Origin of the sequence: Neobacillus vireti (assembly GCF_001026695.1) — a bacterium.
In the GTDB taxonomy this organism is placed as follows: Bacteria; Bacillota; Bacilli; order Bacillales; family Cytobacillaceae; genus Neobacillus; species Neobacillus vireti.
The window spans coordinates 80,185-98,015 of record NZ_LDNB01000006.1; the positions used below are offsets into that span (position 1 = coordinate 80,185).

Here is a 17,831-nt window from a genome sequence, read left to right on the forward strand (position 1 = left end):
GTAAGGGGGTTTGGAGAAGAATGAATGCGATTACAATTGTTATTGCTTCAATATGTATCCTTTTAATTGTGTACCGTTTATATGGTACTTTCATGGCAGCAAAGGTTTTAAGGCTTAATGATTCAAAACCAACACCTGCTCAGAAGTTGGAAGATGGACGCGACTATGTCCCAACAAACAAATGGGTCGTTTTTGGCCACCATTTTGCGGCGATTGCTGCAGCTGGTCCGTTAGTTGGTCCTATTTTGGCAGCCCAATTTGGTTATTTGCCAGGCTTGATTTGGCTCCTAGTCGGTGCTGTAATTGGTGGCGCTGTTCACGATATGGTCGTGCTATTTGCCTCTATGCGTAGAGATGGAAAATCTTTATCAGAAGTAGCGAAAGAAGAACTTGGACCTGTCGCAGGGTTCTGTACAGGACTAGCCATGTTATTTATTATTACGATTACGATGGCTGGATTATCAATGGTTGTTCTCGGTGCGCTTGAAAGAAACCCATGGGGAACATTTGCGGTAGGGATCACGATTCCGATAGCAATGGGGGTTGGTTTATATCATAAAAAGACCGGAAACTTAAAAATTGCTACGATAGTCGGCTTTGCATTAATCATGGTCGCGATTATTTTAGGACCAAACATTCAAGGAACATGGTTGGGCGATCTATTAACCCTTGAGAAAAGTACATTAGCACTTATTCTTCCAATCTATGCTTTTTTTGCAGCAGCATTACCGGTTTGGTTATTGCTGGCACCACGCGATTATTTAAGTACCTTTATGAAAATTGGCGTATTTGCAGCATTAATAATTGGGGTATTCATTGTCAATCCAGATGTACAATTCCCAGCATTTACAGAATTTCTGAATGGCGGGGGTCCTGTTATCGCGGGTCCGGTTTGGCCATTTATCTCCATCACGATTGCATGTGGAGCGATTTCAGGTTTCCACGCATTCGTTGGCTCTGGTACAACACCGAAAATGGTTAATCGATGGAGCGATATAAAAGGTGTTGCCTTTGGTGCGATGCTTGTCGAATGTTTAGTAGCGATTATGGCATTAATTGCCGCTGTATCACTGCAACCCGGCGATTACTTTGCGATTAACTCCTCACCAGAGAAATTTGCCACACTAGGAATGGAAACGGTTCATTTAGATGAACTTGGTAAAGAAGTTGGCATGGACCTTGAAGGCAGAACAGGTGGTGCCGTTACACTTGCGGTCGGGATGACCTACATCTTCGCTGCTGTTCCGATTTTTGCAAAATTAGCTTCCTATTTCTATCAATTTGTTATTCTATTTGAAGCTGTCTTTATCTTAACCGCAATTGACTCAGGAACACGGGTTGCTCGTTACCTTATTCAAGATTTCTTAGGAGACTTCATTAAACCGTTAAAACGGACAGATTCAATCGGAGCAAATATCGTTGCCAGTGCATTAGCCTGTTTCGTCTGGGGATACCTTCTTTTCTCAGGTGACATTAGTTCCGTCTGGGCACTGTTCGGGGTATCCAACCAATTGATGGCATCAATCGGCCTCATTGTTGGAGCAACAGTTGTACTCAAGATTGCAGAAAAGCGCTGGTACATGCTGACATGTCTAATCCCGCTAGCTTACCTGTTTGTTACAGTCATGGTAGCCGGATATTGGATGGTGAAGAATGTCTACTTGAATTCAGCAAACCCTGGATATAATGTACTAAATGGTATCCTATCGATTGTCATGCTGATTCTAGGCATCGTCATCATGGTTACTTCGATTGCTAAATGGATTAAGCTATGGAAAATACCACAAGATGTCTTAGTAAAAAATTCTGAACAGGAAGTCGCATAAAATGACAGCACCCATTCATGGAAGATTGAATGGGTGCTGTTTTTTCATTTGGCTCTTATCTAAAAGATTGTTTTTTTATTGATTCGCTAATAAAATTGAAAATTCGCTAATAAATTGGTCGAATTCGCTAATAAAATTGTAGATTCGCTAATATACATCCAAAATCCGCTAATATATCTGTTCCACTTATTAATTAGGTGTAATTTTACACTGCTTTAAGGGTTTTCGGAAGCATAATGAGGGGTAATAAAACATTCTTTACAAACAGCCTTTCGTTTTTATTGAGTTTTGCGGAAATGGATTTTAAAATGCTAAACCCGGATAATTTTAATATGAGTTTTTCCTTACTTCTAATATTTTTTTGTACATAGATGGAGAGATTATCGATTAAAATCTCATGATAATTGTTTAAAGTCTTTGGTTTTCCAGGCACAGCCACCAGTTCCTGCACCCCAGGAGCACAGCAGGCTTTTACTTCCAACGTTTTTACCGTTAACTGATTCCCTTTAGATTCTATCCATTCTTTTGATCCAGCATCTATTTCGATATTCAACCATCACCACTCCTCTATTTTCCAATATTCCATCTTAACTTGATTTTACTATACTCCTCATTTGAATGGGGTCAAAAAGCTTAAAACATAAAAAAGGCATGTTTCGTAATCTCTACTAGAATGTGGTACAATTTTTCTAGTTAATTCGGAGCAAAGGAAGAAATCGATGAATAGACCAATACCAGTAACTAAAAATGATTATATAGATGTAGTTTTTGAAGATTTAACCCATGACGGGGCCGGCGTGGCGAAGGTCGAGGGATATCCATTATTTGTCCCAAACGGGCTGCCAGGTGAAAAGGCAAAAATCAAAGTAATTAAGACGGGAAAAGGCTATGGTTTTGGGCGGTTGATTGAGCTTTATGAAAAAAGCCCGTACCGTGTGGATATTGCTAGCAGCGAGCGGCACAAATATGGCGGTTGTCAGTTAGAGCATATTAGCTATGAGGGGCAATTGCAATACAAGGAAAATCAAGTTCGTCAGGTGCTCACGCGCATTGGCAAGCTTGAGGATGTTGTCGTTCATCCGATTTTAGGGATGAAGAATCCATGGCATTATCGGAACAAGGCTCAGGTGCCTGTAGGGGAAAAGGACGGCAAACTGATTGCTGGTTTTTTCAAGCCTAGAAGTCATGAAATTGTTGATACGAATGAGAGCTTGATTCAGCTGCCGGAAATAAATGATGCCGTCCAAATAGTCAAAGAAATAGCCAGCGAGCTTGGCATTTCAGCCTATCATGAGGAGTCCCATAAAGGGGTGCTCCGACATATTATGGCCAGGTATGGGCAGCAAACGGGCGAGCTAATGGTGGTCATCATCACTCGAACAGCAGATCTTCCTCAAAAAGATAAGTTGGTGGAGGAAATAGTGGCGCGCCTCCCTATGGTGAAATCGATTGTTCATAACGTCAATTCGAAGCGGACGAATGTTATCCTTGGTGAAAAAACGAAGGTCTTATGGGGAAATGAGGTCATTTACGATTACATTGGCGATGTGAAATTTGCCATTTCGGCTCTGTCCTTTTATCAAGTCAATCCTGTCCAAACCAAGGTGCTATATGAGAAGGCGCTAGAATATGCCGACCTTAGCGGCGAAGAAAAGGTGATTGATGCCTATTGTGGAATTGGGACAATTTCTTTATTTTTAGCCCAAAAAGCACAAAAGGTTTTCGGTGTTGAAGTGGTTCCAGAGGCCATTGAAGATGCGAAACGGAATGCAGCTTTGAACGGAATCGAGAATGCAGAATTTGCTGCCGGGGAAGCAGAAGTTGTGATTCCAAAATGGTACAAAGAAGGCAATGCTGCCGATGTGTTGGTCGTCGACCCACCGAGAAAGGGCTGTGATGAAGCATTGCTGCAAACCATCATTGAAATGAAGCCTAAAAAAGTGGTTTATGTATCCTGTAACCCGGCAACATTAGCACGGGATTTAAGGATTTTGGAAGACGGGGGATACAAGACTGTTGAAGTGCAACCGGTGGATATGTTTCCGCAGACGACGCATTGTGAGGCTGTTGTTAAAATTAAATTAGTGTAATGTTTTAAAAGCTCAATCTTTAAGGAGATTGTGCTTTTTCTTTTTTGGGGAAACATTTTATGAAACAGGATTTCTCTGGGAGGCACTGTGCAGCTAAATTAGAAACCAAACTAAGGTATTCCAAAATCACTCTTTAATGAAAGCAAAAGATAAAAAAGTATTACATTCAATAATGGTGAATATCTGTGCTTGTCATTTCTTAATACGTAGTAGACACATACTGCGCAACAAAAAATTGAGTTTATGTAATAAAGTAGTTTATTAAAAAGGTTTTATTTATCGGGGAGTGTTCAACAATCGGGCCATTTAATGGAGGAAGAATATCAAGAAAAATTGAATACTTATGTAATGACATTATGGTGCTTGTGAAAGATTGTAATCAAACTACCATGAAAATTAAACTTCTCTAACTCGAAAAAAGACAATACTAAAGAAGACTCATCTCAATCGTTAAAAAAAATTGAGAAAACCACAATTCAGTAATCTATGGACTGGATTAGAATGACTGAATTACTAATCATTATGGACAGATCAATACATTTTCATTCTTTGTGGTGAAGTGAGGTTTTTGCGCTTCATGGATGGCTAACGGGGCAGACTAGTTGAACAAGAATTGGGGTTAATTGTCGAATTATCTTTTAGAAATAAGAGAGGTAAATATTAGAAAATATAGAATTCTAAAGTGTATTAAATGATTTGTTAAAGGAGGATGTTTTTGTGACTACACCTTACTACAGAACACCAATTAAAAACCGAATCGGTGGTGTGTTTGTTCCGGTTCGTAACCTAGAGAAAGCAAAAGAATGGTACAGAAAAATACTTGGTTTGGAAGGAGGAGAAGAATATTTTGGGCATATATTCGTGGCACCCATGGAAGGTACAACTGGATTACTTTTAGATGCCATGCCGAAGTGGAGAAAAGAAGATGGTGATATTTCCACTTACCAAGTTCCATCAATTCAGTTTTTAACGGATGATATTCAAGCTGCATATCAATTTATGAAAGAAAATAATGTTGAACTTGTTACAGAGATTCAGGACAATTTTTATTTTGTGTTCAAAGATCTAGATGGAAATTTTTTAATGATTTGTAAAGAAGCATCTTAAAGATTGTGAACGATTGTACTTAAGTTAACGAAAGTGCTTTACTTTAATAACGATCCTCCACAATCGGGCGCAATCAATTCTGTAGTAAGAATTGTGCTCTTTCCTTATGTTAAGGGACATTTTATGGAGGAAGAAATCTCAAGAATAATATTTATTATGATAGTTTGGTGTTTGTGAAAGATTGTTCTTAAACTATCGGAGCAGGGTAGCGTAATAAGGATGGCTAGAATGTTATAAAGAAAGGACAACAAAAACACTTTCAGTATAGAAAGTGTCTTTTATCATAGTCTGTAAAACATTAGTATGAAACAGGGAACTTTACATCTGAATTTCTAGTCCAAAAAAGTCTTTAAAGCCGGATTTTCCCCGGGTAGTAATAACGATTTCTCGAGAATTTGCTTTAGTTTCTATCCAACCCAATTCAATATACCTTTCAAATAAACCATTTCCTAAAGCACCTCCCAAATGATGTGTACGTTCACTCCAGTCAAGACATGAATGAGAAAAGGAACGGCGCTTTTTAGATAAACCAACTAAATCTACTCCCAAGTCTCTAAAAAAGAGTTCTCCCTTTGCTGATACTATAAACTTTTTATTGCATCTCTCTAAATATCCTTCCTCTTGCATTATATTTGTTAAATTAACACTTACACGTCCAGCTAAATGGTCGTAACAAGTTCTTGCGTTTTCTAATCTTTTTAATTGACTAGATTGTTTTAAAGATCGAACTTCAGGTGGAGGAGATATGGACATAAATATCTCAAGGGTATTTGCTACCTCATCATTTGCTATTCGAAAATATCGAAATCGTCCATTTTTCTCACTGATTACAAGGTTATTTTCTTCTAGCTTTGCAAGGTGAAAACTGGCTGTCTGGGGTTTAATGGTGGCCATATATGCTAGTTCACTTGCTGTATGGAATTTCCCATCCATTAAAGCTGCCAGTATGGTTGCTCTTGACTTTTCTGCAAGCAGAGCAGTTAGTGCCGTAATATTCGGATGTATACTCATTTTTGAACACCTCTGTAATCCATACTTCGATAAATATCGTATTATATAGGTTTTATAATAATACTAAAGAGACCTATTCACAAGGTAGGTGGAGATTTTTAATTTTAGAGGAAAATAAAAAATTTGTCTGGGAGGGGACGGTATACATGAAAAACTACAACTTTTTTACATTAATTATCTTGACTACTGTTTTAATGGGTTCATCTTTTGCCATAGGAAAAATAGGATTAGGCTACTCTTCTCCTTTGTTATTGGCTGGGTTACGTTTTTTCCTGGCTGGATTTATCATGACTGTTATCGTGATGATACAAAAAAGACCACACCCTAGTGGTATGAAAAATTGGGGAAGAGTGATAATTATAGGATCTCTACAAACAGCGGGGGTAATGGGATGTATATTTATAAGTCTAAGAACTATTACAGCCAGTGAATCTTCTATTTTAACTTTTATGAATCCGTTATTAGTCATTATTTTTGGCACTGTTTTAATGGGTAACCGTTATAAATGGTATCAATGGAGTGGAGTTGTCTTAGGCTTCGTAGGTGTAGGGATTACATTAGGCGGCATTAATGATTTTAGAATAGGTTTAGTGTTTGGAGCTTCTTCCTCTGTTTTGTGGGCTATTTCCACTTTATTAGTTAATAGGTGGGGTCGGAATTTCGATACATGGGTACTATCTGCCTATCAAATGCTATTTGGCGGAGGCATTCTTATATTTTTAAGTATATTACTGGAAGAACCTTTCTTTCATATTAATAAGCATTCTATATTTATTCTCCTATGGTTAAGCATAATGTCTTCTATTGTTCAATTTGCGGTTTGGTATTTCCTTTTACAAAAGGGAGATCCAGGTAAAACAAGTTCTTATTTATTTCTAGCTCCCTTTTTTGGTGTTTTGACTGGGAGTGTATTGCTAAATGAACCTATTTCCTATTCGCTTATAGCTGGGGGAACATTTATTTTAATCGGCATCTATCTTGTAAATAACAATTTTAAAAAAGAAGAGGTAAACAATACTGGTTACCTTCTAAATAAAACAAAGTAATAAAAAATTATATTGAGGAGCAACTAAAGGTGAAAAATAAAACCTGGAAGGATTACTTTCATGAAATAATTAAGGCATTGTTGCTTTATAAATAAGTATTTTTATTGGAGCTTCTTAGTTTTATCCAATAAGTTAAACTAGCCAATCAATCTTAATTAAGAATAAATGGAGGATACATTGAATGTCTGTTAATACAAAAGAATTTAAAGAATCTTACTTTGTAGTAATATTTTCTTCACAAAGATCAGAAGGTGAAAATGGATATGGGAAGATGGCTCAAGTAATGGAAGATCTAGCTTCAAGACAACAAGGATTCTTAGGAATTGAAAGTGTAAGAGATAATGAGTTAGGAATTACTATTTCATACTGGGAGTCTCTAGAAGATATAAAGAGATGGAAAGTGAATACAGCTCATAAGGCGGCTCAAATAAAAGGGAAAAAAGAATGGTATAAGAACTATAAAGTACGAATTTGTAAGATGGAAAGAGAGTATTCTTTTGAAAGGTAATTTTATAAGAATTAAGTGATATTATGCGTGAGGTAAGATTTTAGTTATTCCATTAAAGGGCGCAATTCTTGAAGAGGAATTGTGCCTTTTTCAGTAATAGGGCCATTTTCTTGAAAAAGGGATTGGGAAAATCCCCAAATTTAAAATAGTTGTTAAGATAAAGGGCATGATTCTAGAATATTCTCGGCCATACTCCACGACTAAAGTTGTATAAAACTTCATACCTATTTAGGACGGAATAATGATCTGTTACTGATATATTAATGGTAAGAAAATAAAGAAAAGAGGATAAAAAAATGATTAAAGGATTATATGAAGCCCATTTACCAGTAAAAAGTTTAGAAATTTCAATTGAATTTTACCGAAAACTAGGTTTGAAGTTCGCTTGGCGTGATGAAGACACCGCATTCTTTTGGATTTCTTAATATTTATCATTCGTAAAGGAGGAGAAACTTTTGAATATTACTGAATTAATCTTACTAACAAACAAAATAAATGAAATGAGGGATTTCTATAAAAATATCCTTGAACTTCAAATTCTAAGAGATGATTCTAATATCTTTACGGTGCAATTAGGTTCTACTGCTGTTACTTTCCGGGAAACGCAGTCAGATTCAAATCCATTTTATCATTTTGCTATAAATATACCAGAAAACAAAATGGAAGATGCCAAGTCCTGGATTAAATCAAAAGTCGCTTTGAATACAGAGGAAGATTCAGATGAAGTGTTTTTCAAAAGTTGGAACGCCCATGCTATCTATTTTGAAGATCCATCTGAAAATATAATAGAATTTATTGCTCGTCACAATTTAAGAAATGGAGTCGAGCATAATTTCTCATCCGATGATTTGGTCAATATTAGTGAGGTTGGATTAGTAGTTGATGAAGTGATTCCATTTGTAAGGAAGTTAAATGAAATTGGTATTCCTAATTGGAGAGATGATAGTGAAGGGTTAACCCCAGTTGGAGATGAAAATGGTCTTTTTATAACAGTAAAGAATGGGCGCCGTTGGTTTTTCTCTAATAAAGACGCAAAGTTCTACCCTTTTGAAGTATCCATTGAGGGGATTGGGAAGGTTTCGTTCCATAACAAAAAAGGTGAAGTATTAATAAAAAAATAACTGTCTTCTTCAACAATCGGGCGCTATCCTTGAAGATGTATAAGCGCTCATTTTTCATTTAAGGGACAGATTGTTTAGGAACGATTATAGGTCCCGAATAGAGCTTTATATATGGTAATTAGAAAATGCAATTAGCTTGACTTAAAATAATTAAGTAGATATAGTGGATTCGTAATATCTCTTATTGGGGTGAACTATAAAGATGAAATATTCAAAAGCGACGAATTATGCACTTCATACGATGTTATTTCTAGCAGTTGCTACTCCTGAGAGACATGTAGGTGTGCATCAACTTGCTGAACGTCAAGAGGTTTCTACTACGTATTTGTCCAAAATATTGACTAAGCTTGTTAAGGCTGGAATGGTAGAATCAATTTCTGGTGCTAATGGTGGGTATAAGTTAAGACCTAATTGGGAGAGTATATCTTTTTTAGATATTATTCAGGCAATTGAAGGTCCAACATCATTATTTGACTATTGTTTAGGTCATAATCCTGAGTGTTTGATACAACAGGTCATGATCTCTGCAGAAGAAAAGATGTTGAATGAATTAAAACACCAAAAAATAGTTGATTTAGCAAAACAAATGGCAGTGGCTCCATAAGTCACGCTTTTTACTCCAATTATAGATATTAAAGAGTTATAAAGTCGTTAATTAGCCGATAATAATTAAAAAGTAAAGGGTGAAGAGATATGAATATTTATGATTGTATTATTGTTGGAGCAGGACCAGCTGGATTAAGCTCAAGTTTAACTTTAGGAAGAGCTAGAAGGAAAATTGCTGTATTTGACAATGGAACAAATAGGAATAGAGTTACACATGAGTCACATGGATTTATTACTCGAGATGGTATTAAACCACAAGAGTTTAAAGAAATCGGATTAAATGAGATGAAAAAATATCCATCTGTATCCTACTTTAATACAACGGTTACTGAAATAATCAAAGATTTTGCTAATGAACTATTTATCGCCAAAACCACGGATGGTCGGGAATTTGTTACAGAAAGGATTATATTAGCCACGGGTATTCAAGAGGTTTTTTCTATCGAAGATGTAAGAAATTTTTACGGAAAAAGCCTTTTTAGCTGCCCTTATTGTGATGGTTGGGAGCTAAGGGATAAGCCATTAATTGTTATGGCAGAAAAAGAAGAGCATGTACTGCATATGACAAAATTAATTTATAACTGGTCGAAGGATATAGTTGTCATAACAAATGGAGTTGAACTATCTAAAGAAGGAGTTCAAGAGTTACACAAACGTAATATCAAAATAAAATCGGAGCCGATAAAAAACTTAATAGGTGATGACGGTTATCTACAAAAAATTGAATTTATATCAGGAGAAACGATCATAAGATCAGGTGGGTTTGTTGTTCCATCTTTTTATCGCCCCAATCAATTTGCTGAAAAGCTTGGGTGTGAAGTACAAGAAAATGGAACAGTTGTAACAGATGGTGTTGGTAGAACAACACAAAAAAATATATATATTGCTGGAGAAACTGAAAAATCCGGACCTTCCTCATTAATTATCTCTGCTGCCGATGGTAATAAAGCTGCAGTTTCCGTAAATACTGATTTAACTATGGAACGTTTTTGATTATTGTAATAATATTGCCTGTTCTTATTCGGACAACGAGTTTGAGAGTTAAAAAAAGTACGAGCTAGCTTCTACAGCCTTTGATCTTCAACAATCGGGCGCATTTCCTGAGTAAAGAAAAGCGTCCTTTTCTTTGTGTTTCAAGGTTTCTCATAGTTTGGTAATTAGTTATTGTATGCGATTGTTGAATAACTTGCGTATGAAAGTTCCTCTCTTTGAACATAATTGAATCTAGATTAATGGATTTAAATAGTAGGAGAGTGAAAGGGTCATGTTATTATCAGAAGCGTGGAAAAAGTATCAACAAGATAAAAAAATTGAGGGATATTCACCACTTACATTAAAAACATATTGTTTTCAATATAATCTCTTGTTACGATTTTTTGGTGATATTGACATGAGTGAAATTACTACTGAGAAACTAAAAGAATATCTAATTAAGGTAGGAGATCACTTAAAGCCATCTAGTTTAGGGCATAGGGTTCGTTGCATTAAATCACTATTCAAATGGACACATGAAGAAGGCTATATCCCTAAAAATCCTGCTGCTAAATTGAAAGAGCCGAAATTAGGTAAAAGAATTCCAAAGTTCCTTTCAGAACTAGAGATAGAACATCTAAGAGAGGCTTGTCACACAACGATGGAGAATGCGCTGTTTGAGTTTATGTATTCGACCGGATGCCGTATTGGGGAAGTTGTAAAATTAAATCGTGATGATATTAATTTCTCTACGAATTCAGTCATTGTACAAGGGAAAGGTGATAAAGAAAGGGAAGTGTACTTTAATACTCGTTGCTCCATTTGGATTAAAAGGTATCTAGATGAGCGAGTTGATGAGGAACCCTGTTTTTTTGTTACGGAAAGAAGGCCAAACAGGCGTATGAGTATTGATAATCTGAGATATATTATCAAACGCATATCCAATCGTGCTGGGATAAAAAAGAGTATCCATCCTCATCAATTACGACACAGCTATGCTACACATATGATTAATAACGGTGCGCCACTTGAAGTAATCCAGAGCTTGCTTGGTCATGAGAAGAGTGAGACCACAAAAATATATGCCCAGCTAAGTGGAAAGTTGAGGCACGACTTTTATAGTAAATATTTTTAAATCTTTAACCGAAATCGAGGCATGCATATGAAAAGGCATGCTTTTTTGTTCGGGCCATTTAATGGAGGAAGAGGTTGCATTAACCCCACTTTTTTATCAGCATCAAGCACAATTGAGAGAGCGTAATAGTTGATTTAGTAAAACATCGCAAAAAAGGACTTGTACACCTGAAAAGTGAATTATATAAATAAATATATATATATATATTTTGAAGGGAATGAAGCATACATGAATTACAATATCATTTCAACACTAGATGAACAACAAATCAAAGAACTCTACGAATTATACCAACAAGAATGGTGGACGGATAACCGAAAGTTTGAAGACGTGTTGTTAATGCTTGAAAACACAGACATCCTCATCGGAATATGTGAAAATAAAACTAATAGACTTATTGGTTTTTTACGTGTTCTTTCAGATTTTGTCTATAAAGCTTTAATATTCGATGTTATTATCCATGAAGAGTATCAAGGAAAAGGTTTGGGACGGATATTGTTAGATCAAGTAACGACACACCCTAAACTTCAATCTGTGCAACACTTTGAATTGTATTGTAAATCTGACAAAATATCTTTTTATGAAAAATGGGGATTCACTAAAGAAATTGGTGATATTAACTTCATGAGGAAAACCGTCAAATAGCAAATTTTCACTTTCGATAAGGGAGATTATGTGAAATAGACATACAAATTATTGCGCTTTTCTTATTCCTCAATATCGCTAATAGAAGATTTGTTGATTATTCCAGAAAAGGGCGCTTTTCTGAAATAAGGAAAGCGTCTTTCTTCATGAAAAGGGCCATTTAATGGAATAAGACTTCTAATTACAAAATGGATATTTAGGTTTATATATAGATTCCTTTAGTTGAACAGCGGGGTTGCTGCTGCGATCCTGTTTTTTATTGAGCTATCATGAAAATAAGTATCCCTTTAGACATTAAAATAGGCAATACTTAAGAAGACCCTGCTCAATCGTCCAAAAAAAGAGGTAGGCGTGACTGGATTAAGGTCAGTATCAGTATTGATAGTTCTTAGCCCATTTTCATTCTTTGTGGTGCAGCTCTGCTGAATGGGTGGGTAACGGGCAGGTTTGTCGAATAAGATGGTTAGCGAATCCCTATTATGGTAAAGAAAAGAAGCCCTTCTGAGGTACCTCTGAAGGGCTTCTTTCTATATATGAATCGACTTAAACTTGAATATTCGTAGGGGGGCATTCTTAGATTAAGTTTAGTTAGGGGCTTTTGTTTGCAGTAGTTTAATCCCCATGCCGATAAAAATTATTCCTGTAATTTTGTTTAAAATCATTCCTATTTTTTGGTTTCCTCTAAGTTTTTTTGTAACATAAGAAGAAAAATAAGCCACAAATAAACACCATAACAACCCAGTGGTTGTAAAGGTCAGTCCCAAGATGAGAAATGGAATGGGTCCTGAAGCCTTTGTTTCTATGAATTGTGGAAGAAACGCAATAAAAAACAAAGATACTTTTGGATTTGTAAGACTCGTCAAAAGTCCTTGCACATATAGTTTCTGTATATTTAGTTTGTCGGATGCAGCTGCCTGAAACGCTAAATTGGACTTATCAAGTAACATGCGAATCCCTAAATACACTAAATACATAACACCTATAATCTTAATGGTATTAAATAAGAAAACAGATTTAACAAGTATCATTGATAAACCAAACGCAACGAACAACGTGTGAGTCAAAGAACCAGTAATAATACCCAAAACAGAATATACACCAGCTTTTCTGCCTTGTGACATACTTCTCCCAACGATATACATCGTATCTGCACCTGGAATTAAATTCAACAAAATTCCTGTTAGTAAAAATACTTCATAATGAATTATTCCGTACAAATTAATTAAGCACCTCTTTCTTTTTTTAGGGTGCCCTTATTGATAATACAGCATCATCTATGAAAATAAAAGTTTTTTTATGTAGCTATCCCAAAATTGTGAAAAAATGCACTTAAACTATCGGGCGCAATTTTGCAGCAAGAATTACGCTCTTTCTTTATGTTAAGGGCGCAATTCTTGAAGAAGAATTGTGCCTTTTTCAGGAATAGGGCCAGATTGTTGAGCAACACAAATAGAAAATGATCAAACTTTTTTTATGAAATGAACTTGTTTTGATTAAATTTTAATTTAAAACAACCTAAAACACACCAGTATGTGTAATCACTGGTGTGTTTTGGGTATTTTATTTACTGTATTACATAACAGTCACTAACTCTATAGGTCCATGATCATCACAATGGTCTCCATGAGCATGGTGAAGACGGCCGTTTACTAGGTAGTCCATATGGTCACCATGAGGAACCAATTCATGACCACAGTCGCCATTATGATGACATCCACAATTCATAGGAGCGCATATATCTGGATTTGTCTCTGATACAGGAATTTTACATTCATCCCAATGTCCATTATGTTCATGATGGAGATGGCCATTATGAACAAAATCAATGTGATCATCATGCTTAATTTTCGTATGACCACAAGCAACACTATGCCTATGTGGGTGTTGTACATGCATTTCGTGCTCTTTTCCCATTATTCTCCTCCTATTTAAAGGTACTTGTCCTAACATTAGTATGCTAACCCTAATACACCTTCATTAAACGTTTTATTTGGCTGTAATAATGGTGAAAATTATTTATTTTCGAAGTTGAATTGGACATAACAAACAGATGGCTTTATCGAAGTTCCCTTCTTCGGAACTTTAAGTGATTATTGACTTATAACGATCTTAAACAATAGGGTACAATTCCAAGAATTGTGCTCTTTCTTTATGGTGAGGGTAATTTAATGGTATATTTGGACTTCAATGCCTAAATCGCGCTTTGTTAAAGGATTAACGCAATGGGGGGCGGGCACCTTTTTTATGGTTAAGAAGAAACTTGCAAATCGTAATAATTACGTTTTATAATGGAGTGAGAAAACCTGTTGTTATGTTTCTGCAGTAAGATTGATTTAAGAAGAAAGTTTAATCTGTAAATCGTAATAATTACGTTTTAATAACAATATAAATGAAGGAGAATTAATAATGGCAAAAAAATCAAAAGTTGCAAAAGAGAAAAAAAGGCAGGCTATGGTTGAGAAATATGCTGCTGTTCGGATGGAGCTAAAAGAAAAAGGGGACTATGAAGCGCTTAGGAAACTGCCAATAGACTCATCACCTACGCGATTAAAGAATAGATGTAATGTAACAGGAAGACCAAGAGGTTACTTAAGAAAGTTCAAAATGTCGCGAATTGCCTTTAGAGAGTATGCTCATAAAGGGCAAATTCCAGGAGTCAAGAAGTCAAGTTGGTAGAAATGATTAATATTAGGTGCCAAGGTTCAATTCTATGAAGGGAGCTATGGACGTGAGTAGCATTAATTCAATTAATCCGATTTTAATGGAGTTTTTACATCGTAGTGCGGTTGCGAAGCTGCCTAATCAAATTCGGGAAGTTTATCAGTTTATCGAAAGTAAGGAAAATCAATTGGAGGAGATATCTTTTAATGAGACTCAATTTATTCACCTCATGAATGAAAGATCCCCGTATAAAGCGGCAGCAGACCATTTTTCAATCAATATTTCATCCATTAAGGATATTATGGATGATGCACAAGCTAAAATAGATAGGGTTATAAAGGACCGGTGTGATCGCATAAAGTGGATTGATTACACGGATACGATAAGAAGCAAGCAAGGAAATAAAAATAACCAATGGTGTTTCATATTTGTTTCGTAACTCTCTCTCTAATAGCTAGGAAAATATCCAGTGATTGAAGAACGATTATTGTAGGTGGTGTTTTGAATGTATAAGTGGGCAATTATTGGCGGAGGGATTCAAGGAGTCGCACTGGCTGCTTTTTTGCTGAAAGCTGGAAAAACAAGGGTTGAGGATCTTGCAATCATTGACCGTTATGATGAACCTTTAGCAAATTGGAAGCGGAATACGAAAGTGATTTCTATGCCATATTTACGTTCTCCATTTGTTCATCATTTGGATGTTGACCCATTTAGTCTCCGATCATTTGTCAATGAGGGCATCAATTCTCAAAGCACAGCCTTTTTTGGTCAATATAAGCGTCCATCCCTAGATATTTTTAATGATCATTGTGAGCATCTTGTCAATGAGGTATCAATAAAAGAGGCTTGGATTCAAGGAGATGTGAAAGGGGTAGTAAAAACAGATACAGGGTGGAAAATACATTTAAAAAACGGCTGTGAAATGGATTGTCATAAACTTGCTTTAGCGATCGGGATTGGGGAGCAACTAAATTGGCCAGAATGGGCAGTCGAACTTTCGAGCAGATATCCTAGATGTGTTTATCATATTTTTGATGAATCGCTGCCTGAATTTGTTGAGATGAAACGTCCTATTACAATCATAGGTGGGGGAATTACGTCTATTCATTTGGCACTAAAATTGAGCGATCTGTATTCAAATCAAGTTACTTTATTGAAGCGACACCCATTTAGAATTTCCAATTTTGATAGTGATCCAGGTTGGTTAGGCCCGAAATATCAAAAAGCATTTCGGAGTTTGGAGAGCTATGAGAAAAGAAGAAAGGAAATTATCAAGGCCAGAAATAAGGGCTCTGTTCCACATGATTTATACATAAAGCTGTTAAATCGAGTGAAAAATGGAGTCTTAGCTATTGAAGATGGTGAGGTTGTCCGAGGTGATGTGATAGAAGGTAGTATTCATCTTTTTGATAAGGATAATAAGCCCATAGCCCAAACAGGTACTTTGTTATTGGCAACTGGATATTTGCCAAGTCTTCCCGGCAGCCAATGGATTAAATCAATGATTGAAACTTTAGAATTACCATGCGCAGAATGCGGATACCCCATTGTATCCAAAACCTTACAATGGGGTCCAAACTTATATGTAACAGGTGCTTTAGCGGAGCTTGAAGTAGGACCGATAGCACGCAATATATCTGGAGCTAGGCAAGCTGCTGATCTGATTGTAAAGCATATATAATGGAACCTGCTTAATAAGGAAGGATGATTTAAATGAAAAACATTCCAGTAACTGTTTTGAGTGGTTATTTAGGAGCTGGTAAAACAACCTTGCTAAATTACATATTAAATAATCGAGAAGGTCTTAAGGTTGCTGTTATTGTCAATGACATGAGTGAAGTCAATATAGATAGTGAATTAGTTCAAAAACAAGGTGGTTTTTCCCGAACAGAGGAGAGACTGGTTGAAATGTCGAACGGCTGCATTTGCTGCACTTTAAGAGAGGATCTACTAATAGAAGTAGAAAGATTAGCAAAGCAGGGAGATATAGATTACATCTTAATCGAGTCCTCCGGCATTAGTGAGCCTGTGCCTGTTGCTCAAACATTCTCTTATATAGATGAAGAACTGGGGATTGACTTAACAAGATTTTGCAAATTGGACACAATGGTAACGGTTGTGGATGCAAACCGTTTTTGGCATGATTTTGAATCAGGAGATTCATTACTTGATCGTAAGGAAGCAGTCGGTGAAAATGACACCCGCAATATTGCAGATTTATTAATCGACCAAATTGAATTTTGTAATGTATTAATTTTAAACAAATGTGATTTAATAGCAGAGGCTAATTTAGAGAAACTGGAAAATGTCATTCGGACACTTCAGCCTGTCGCAAAGATCATACGAGCTGTTAACGGCGTAGTAAATCCGAAAGAAATATTAAATACAAACTTATTTGATTTTGATAAAGCAAATGAATCAGCTGGTTGGATTAAAGAGTTGAACATTGGACCGGCTAATCACACCCCAGAAACAGAGGAATATGGAATCTCCTCATTTGTCTATTCTAGAAAACTGCCATTTCATTCAGAGCGTTTTAATAATTGGTGTGATGCGATGCCTAAACAAATTGTTCGGGCAAAAGGAATTGCTTGGTGTGCAACGAGAAATAGTCTAGCTTTGCTTTTATCTCAGGCTGGTCCATCCGTAACGATCGAACCCATTTCCTATTGGGTAGCGTCACTTCCGGAAAAAAGGCAAAAAGAAATATTAAGACAGAATCCCATGCTTTTAGATGAATGGGATGTTGAATTTGGTGACCGCCATACTAAACTAGTATTTATCGGCATTGATTTAGATGTTGACCTCATTACGAAGGAATTGGATGCATGCTTGCTAACTACGGATGAATTTAATGATGAATGGAGTAAATTGATAGATCCTTTCCACTGGCAGTTGTCTTCATAACAAAGTGCTGTCACCACCCAGGTTTTGTCGGGCAATATTTTAGTTATTCCATTAAAGGGCGCCCTTTTCTTTAATTAGAAGGCGTCTTTTTGCATGGACAACACATTTAAGGGATTGAGTTTATTGAGGTGTAAAAAAGATTGTGTAGAATCGTACTTAAAGTAAAGGGTGCTAGAGTAAAAGACGGGATGGCAGC

The 17,831-nt window shown here is 36.2% G+C and carries 18 protein-coding genes and 1 pseudogene; 15 read left to right on the top strand and 4 right to left on the bottom strand.

What is annotated here, in order from left to right; genetic code table 11:
• Window positions 1–20 precede the first annotated feature (20 nt).
• Window positions 21–1,826 (top strand): carbon starvation CstA family protein, encoded by a 1,806-nt coding sequence (locus AA980_RS06620; RefSeq protein WP_024028361.1) that lies wholly within the window; start codon window positions 21–23, stop codon window positions 1,824–1,826.
• Between the two features lie 205 nt (window positions 1,827–2,031).
• Here the strand turns inward: AA980_RS06620 and AA980_RS06625 are convergent, their stop codons facing one another.
• Entirely contained in the window at window positions 2,032–2,379 is a 348-nt protein-coding gene (locus AA980_RS06625) for a CC/Se motif family (seleno)protein (protein ID WP_024028362.1), read from the bottom strand.
• 166 nt (window positions 2,380–2,545) lie between these two features.
• On the opposite strand from AA980_RS06625, the gene rlmD reads away from it, so the two are divergent.
• On the top strand, window positions 2,546–3,916 hold the full coding sequence (gene rlmD, locus AA980_RS06630) for a 23S rRNA (uracil(1939)-C(5))-methyltransferase RlmD (protein ID WP_024028363.1): 1,371 nt from the start codon (window positions 2,546–2,548) through the stop codon (window positions 3,914–3,916).
• Window positions 3,917–4,633: 717 nt separating this feature from the next.
• A complete protein-coding gene (locus AA980_RS06635; protein ID WP_024028364.1) occupies window positions 4,634–5,023 on the top strand; it encodes a VOC family protein in 390 nt (129 codons plus the stop codon).
• Between the two features lie 318 nt (window positions 5,024–5,341).
• Here AA980_RS06635 and AA980_RS06640 read toward each other — a convergent pair whose 3' ends face one another.
• Entirely contained in the window at window positions 5,342–6,034 is a 693-nt protein-coding gene (locus AA980_RS06640; protein WP_024028365.1) for an ArsR/SmtB family transcription factor, read from the bottom strand.
• 146 nt (window positions 6,035–6,180) lie between these two features.
• Between AA980_RS06640 and AA980_RS06645 the strand changes: the two genes are divergently transcribed.
• The 8 genes and pseudogenes from AA980_RS06645 to AA980_RS06675 all read left to right on the top strand — a co-directional run bounded on the left by AA980_RS06645 (window position 6,181) and on the right by AA980_RS06675 (window position 12,067).
• A complete protein-coding gene (locus tag AA980_RS06645; RefSeq protein ID WP_024028366.1) occupies window positions 6,181–7,080 on the top strand; it encodes a DMT family transporter in 900 nt (299 codons plus the stop codon).
• Between the two features lie 181 nt (window positions 7,081–7,261).
• Complete coding sequence (locus AA980_RS06650) at window positions 7,262–7,588, top strand: antibiotic biosynthesis monooxygenase family protein (protein ID WP_024028367.1); 327 nt, start codon at window positions 7,262–7,264, stop codon at window positions 7,586–7,588.
• A 296-nt stretch (window positions 7,589–7,884) separates the two neighbouring features.
• Window positions 7,885–8,007 (top strand): annotated as a pseudogene (locus tag AA980_RS26185) (VOC family protein); the annotation flags it as partial.
• A gap of 36 nt (window positions 8,008–8,043) precedes the next feature.
• Complete coding sequence (locus AA980_RS06655; protein ID WP_024028369.1) at window positions 8,044–8,709, top strand: VOC family protein; 666 nt, start codon at window positions 8,044–8,046, stop codon at window positions 8,707–8,709.
• Window positions 8,710–8,911: 202 nt separating this feature from the next.
• Window positions 8,912–9,313: an Rrf2 family transcriptional regulator gene (locus AA980_RS06660; protein WP_024028370.1), complete on the top strand. Its 402-nt coding sequence runs from the start codon at window positions 8,912–8,914 to the stop codon at window positions 9,311–9,313.
• Between the two features lie 89 nt (window positions 9,314–9,402).
• Window positions 9,403–10,308, top strand: coding sequence for an NAD(P)/FAD-dependent oxidoreductase (locus tag AA980_RS06665; RefSeq protein WP_024028371.1), 906 nt, complete (start codon window positions 9,403–9,405; stop codon window positions 10,306–10,308).
• Between the two features lie 271 nt (window positions 10,309–10,579).
• On the top strand, window positions 10,580–11,422 hold the full coding sequence (xerA, locus tag AA980_RS06670) for a site-specific tyrosine recombinase/integron integrase (RefSeq protein WP_024028372.1): 843 nt from the start codon (window positions 10,580–10,582) through the stop codon (window positions 11,420–11,422).
• A 228-nt stretch (window positions 11,423–11,650) separates the two neighbouring features.
• Window positions 11,651–12,067 carry a GNAT family N-acetyltransferase gene (locus tag AA980_RS06675; protein ID WP_024028373.1) on the top strand — a complete coding sequence of 139 codons (417 nt, stop codon included), beginning with the start codon at window positions 11,651–11,653 and terminating at the stop codon, window positions 12,065–12,067.
• A 584-nt stretch (window positions 12,068–12,651) separates the two neighbouring features.
• On the opposite strand, the gene AA980_RS06680 is transcribed toward AA980_RS06675, so the two are convergent.
• Both AA980_RS06680 and AA980_RS06685 read right to left on the bottom strand, forming a co-directional pair.
• The gene (locus AA980_RS06680; protein WP_024028374.1) at window positions 12,652–13,284 is read right to left on the bottom strand and encodes a LysE family translocator; all 633 of its coding nucleotides are present in this window, start codon (window positions 13,282–13,284) and stop codon (window positions 12,652–12,654) included.
• A gap of 355 nt (window positions 13,285–13,639) precedes the next feature.
• Window positions 13,640–13,963: a hypothetical protein gene (locus AA980_RS06685; RefSeq protein ID WP_235815148.1), complete on the bottom strand. Its 324-nt coding sequence runs from the start codon at window positions 13,961–13,963 to the stop codon at window positions 13,640–13,642.
• A gap of 510 nt (window positions 13,964–14,473) precedes the next feature.
• Here AA980_RS06685 and rpsN point away from each other — a divergent pair.
• The 4 genes from rpsN to AA980_RS06705 all read left to right on the top strand — a co-directional run bounded on the left by rpsN (window position 14,474) and on the right by AA980_RS06705 (window position 17,635).
• Window positions 14,474–14,743 carry a 30S ribosomal protein S14 gene (rpsN, locus tag AA980_RS06690; RefSeq protein WP_024028376.1) on the top strand — a complete coding sequence of 90 codons (270 nt, stop codon included), beginning with the start codon at window positions 14,474–14,476 and terminating at the stop codon, window positions 14,741–14,743.
• Window positions 14,744–14,795: 52 nt separating this feature from the next.
• Entirely contained in the window at window positions 14,796–15,167 is a 372-nt protein-coding gene (locus AA980_RS06695) for a hypothetical protein (RefSeq protein ID WP_152681105.1), read from the top strand.
• A gap of 66 nt (window positions 15,168–15,233) precedes the next feature.
• Entirely contained in the window at window positions 15,234–16,409 is a 1,176-nt protein-coding gene (locus AA980_RS06700) for an NAD(P)-binding domain-containing protein (RefSeq protein ID WP_024028378.1), read from the top strand.
• A 32-nt stretch (window positions 16,410–16,441) separates the two neighbouring features.
• Entirely contained in the window at window positions 16,442–17,635 is a 1,194-nt protein-coding gene (locus tag AA980_RS06705) for a GTP-binding protein (protein WP_024028379.1), read from the top strand.
• The last annotated feature ends 196 nt before the right edge of the window (window positions 17,636–17,831 follow it).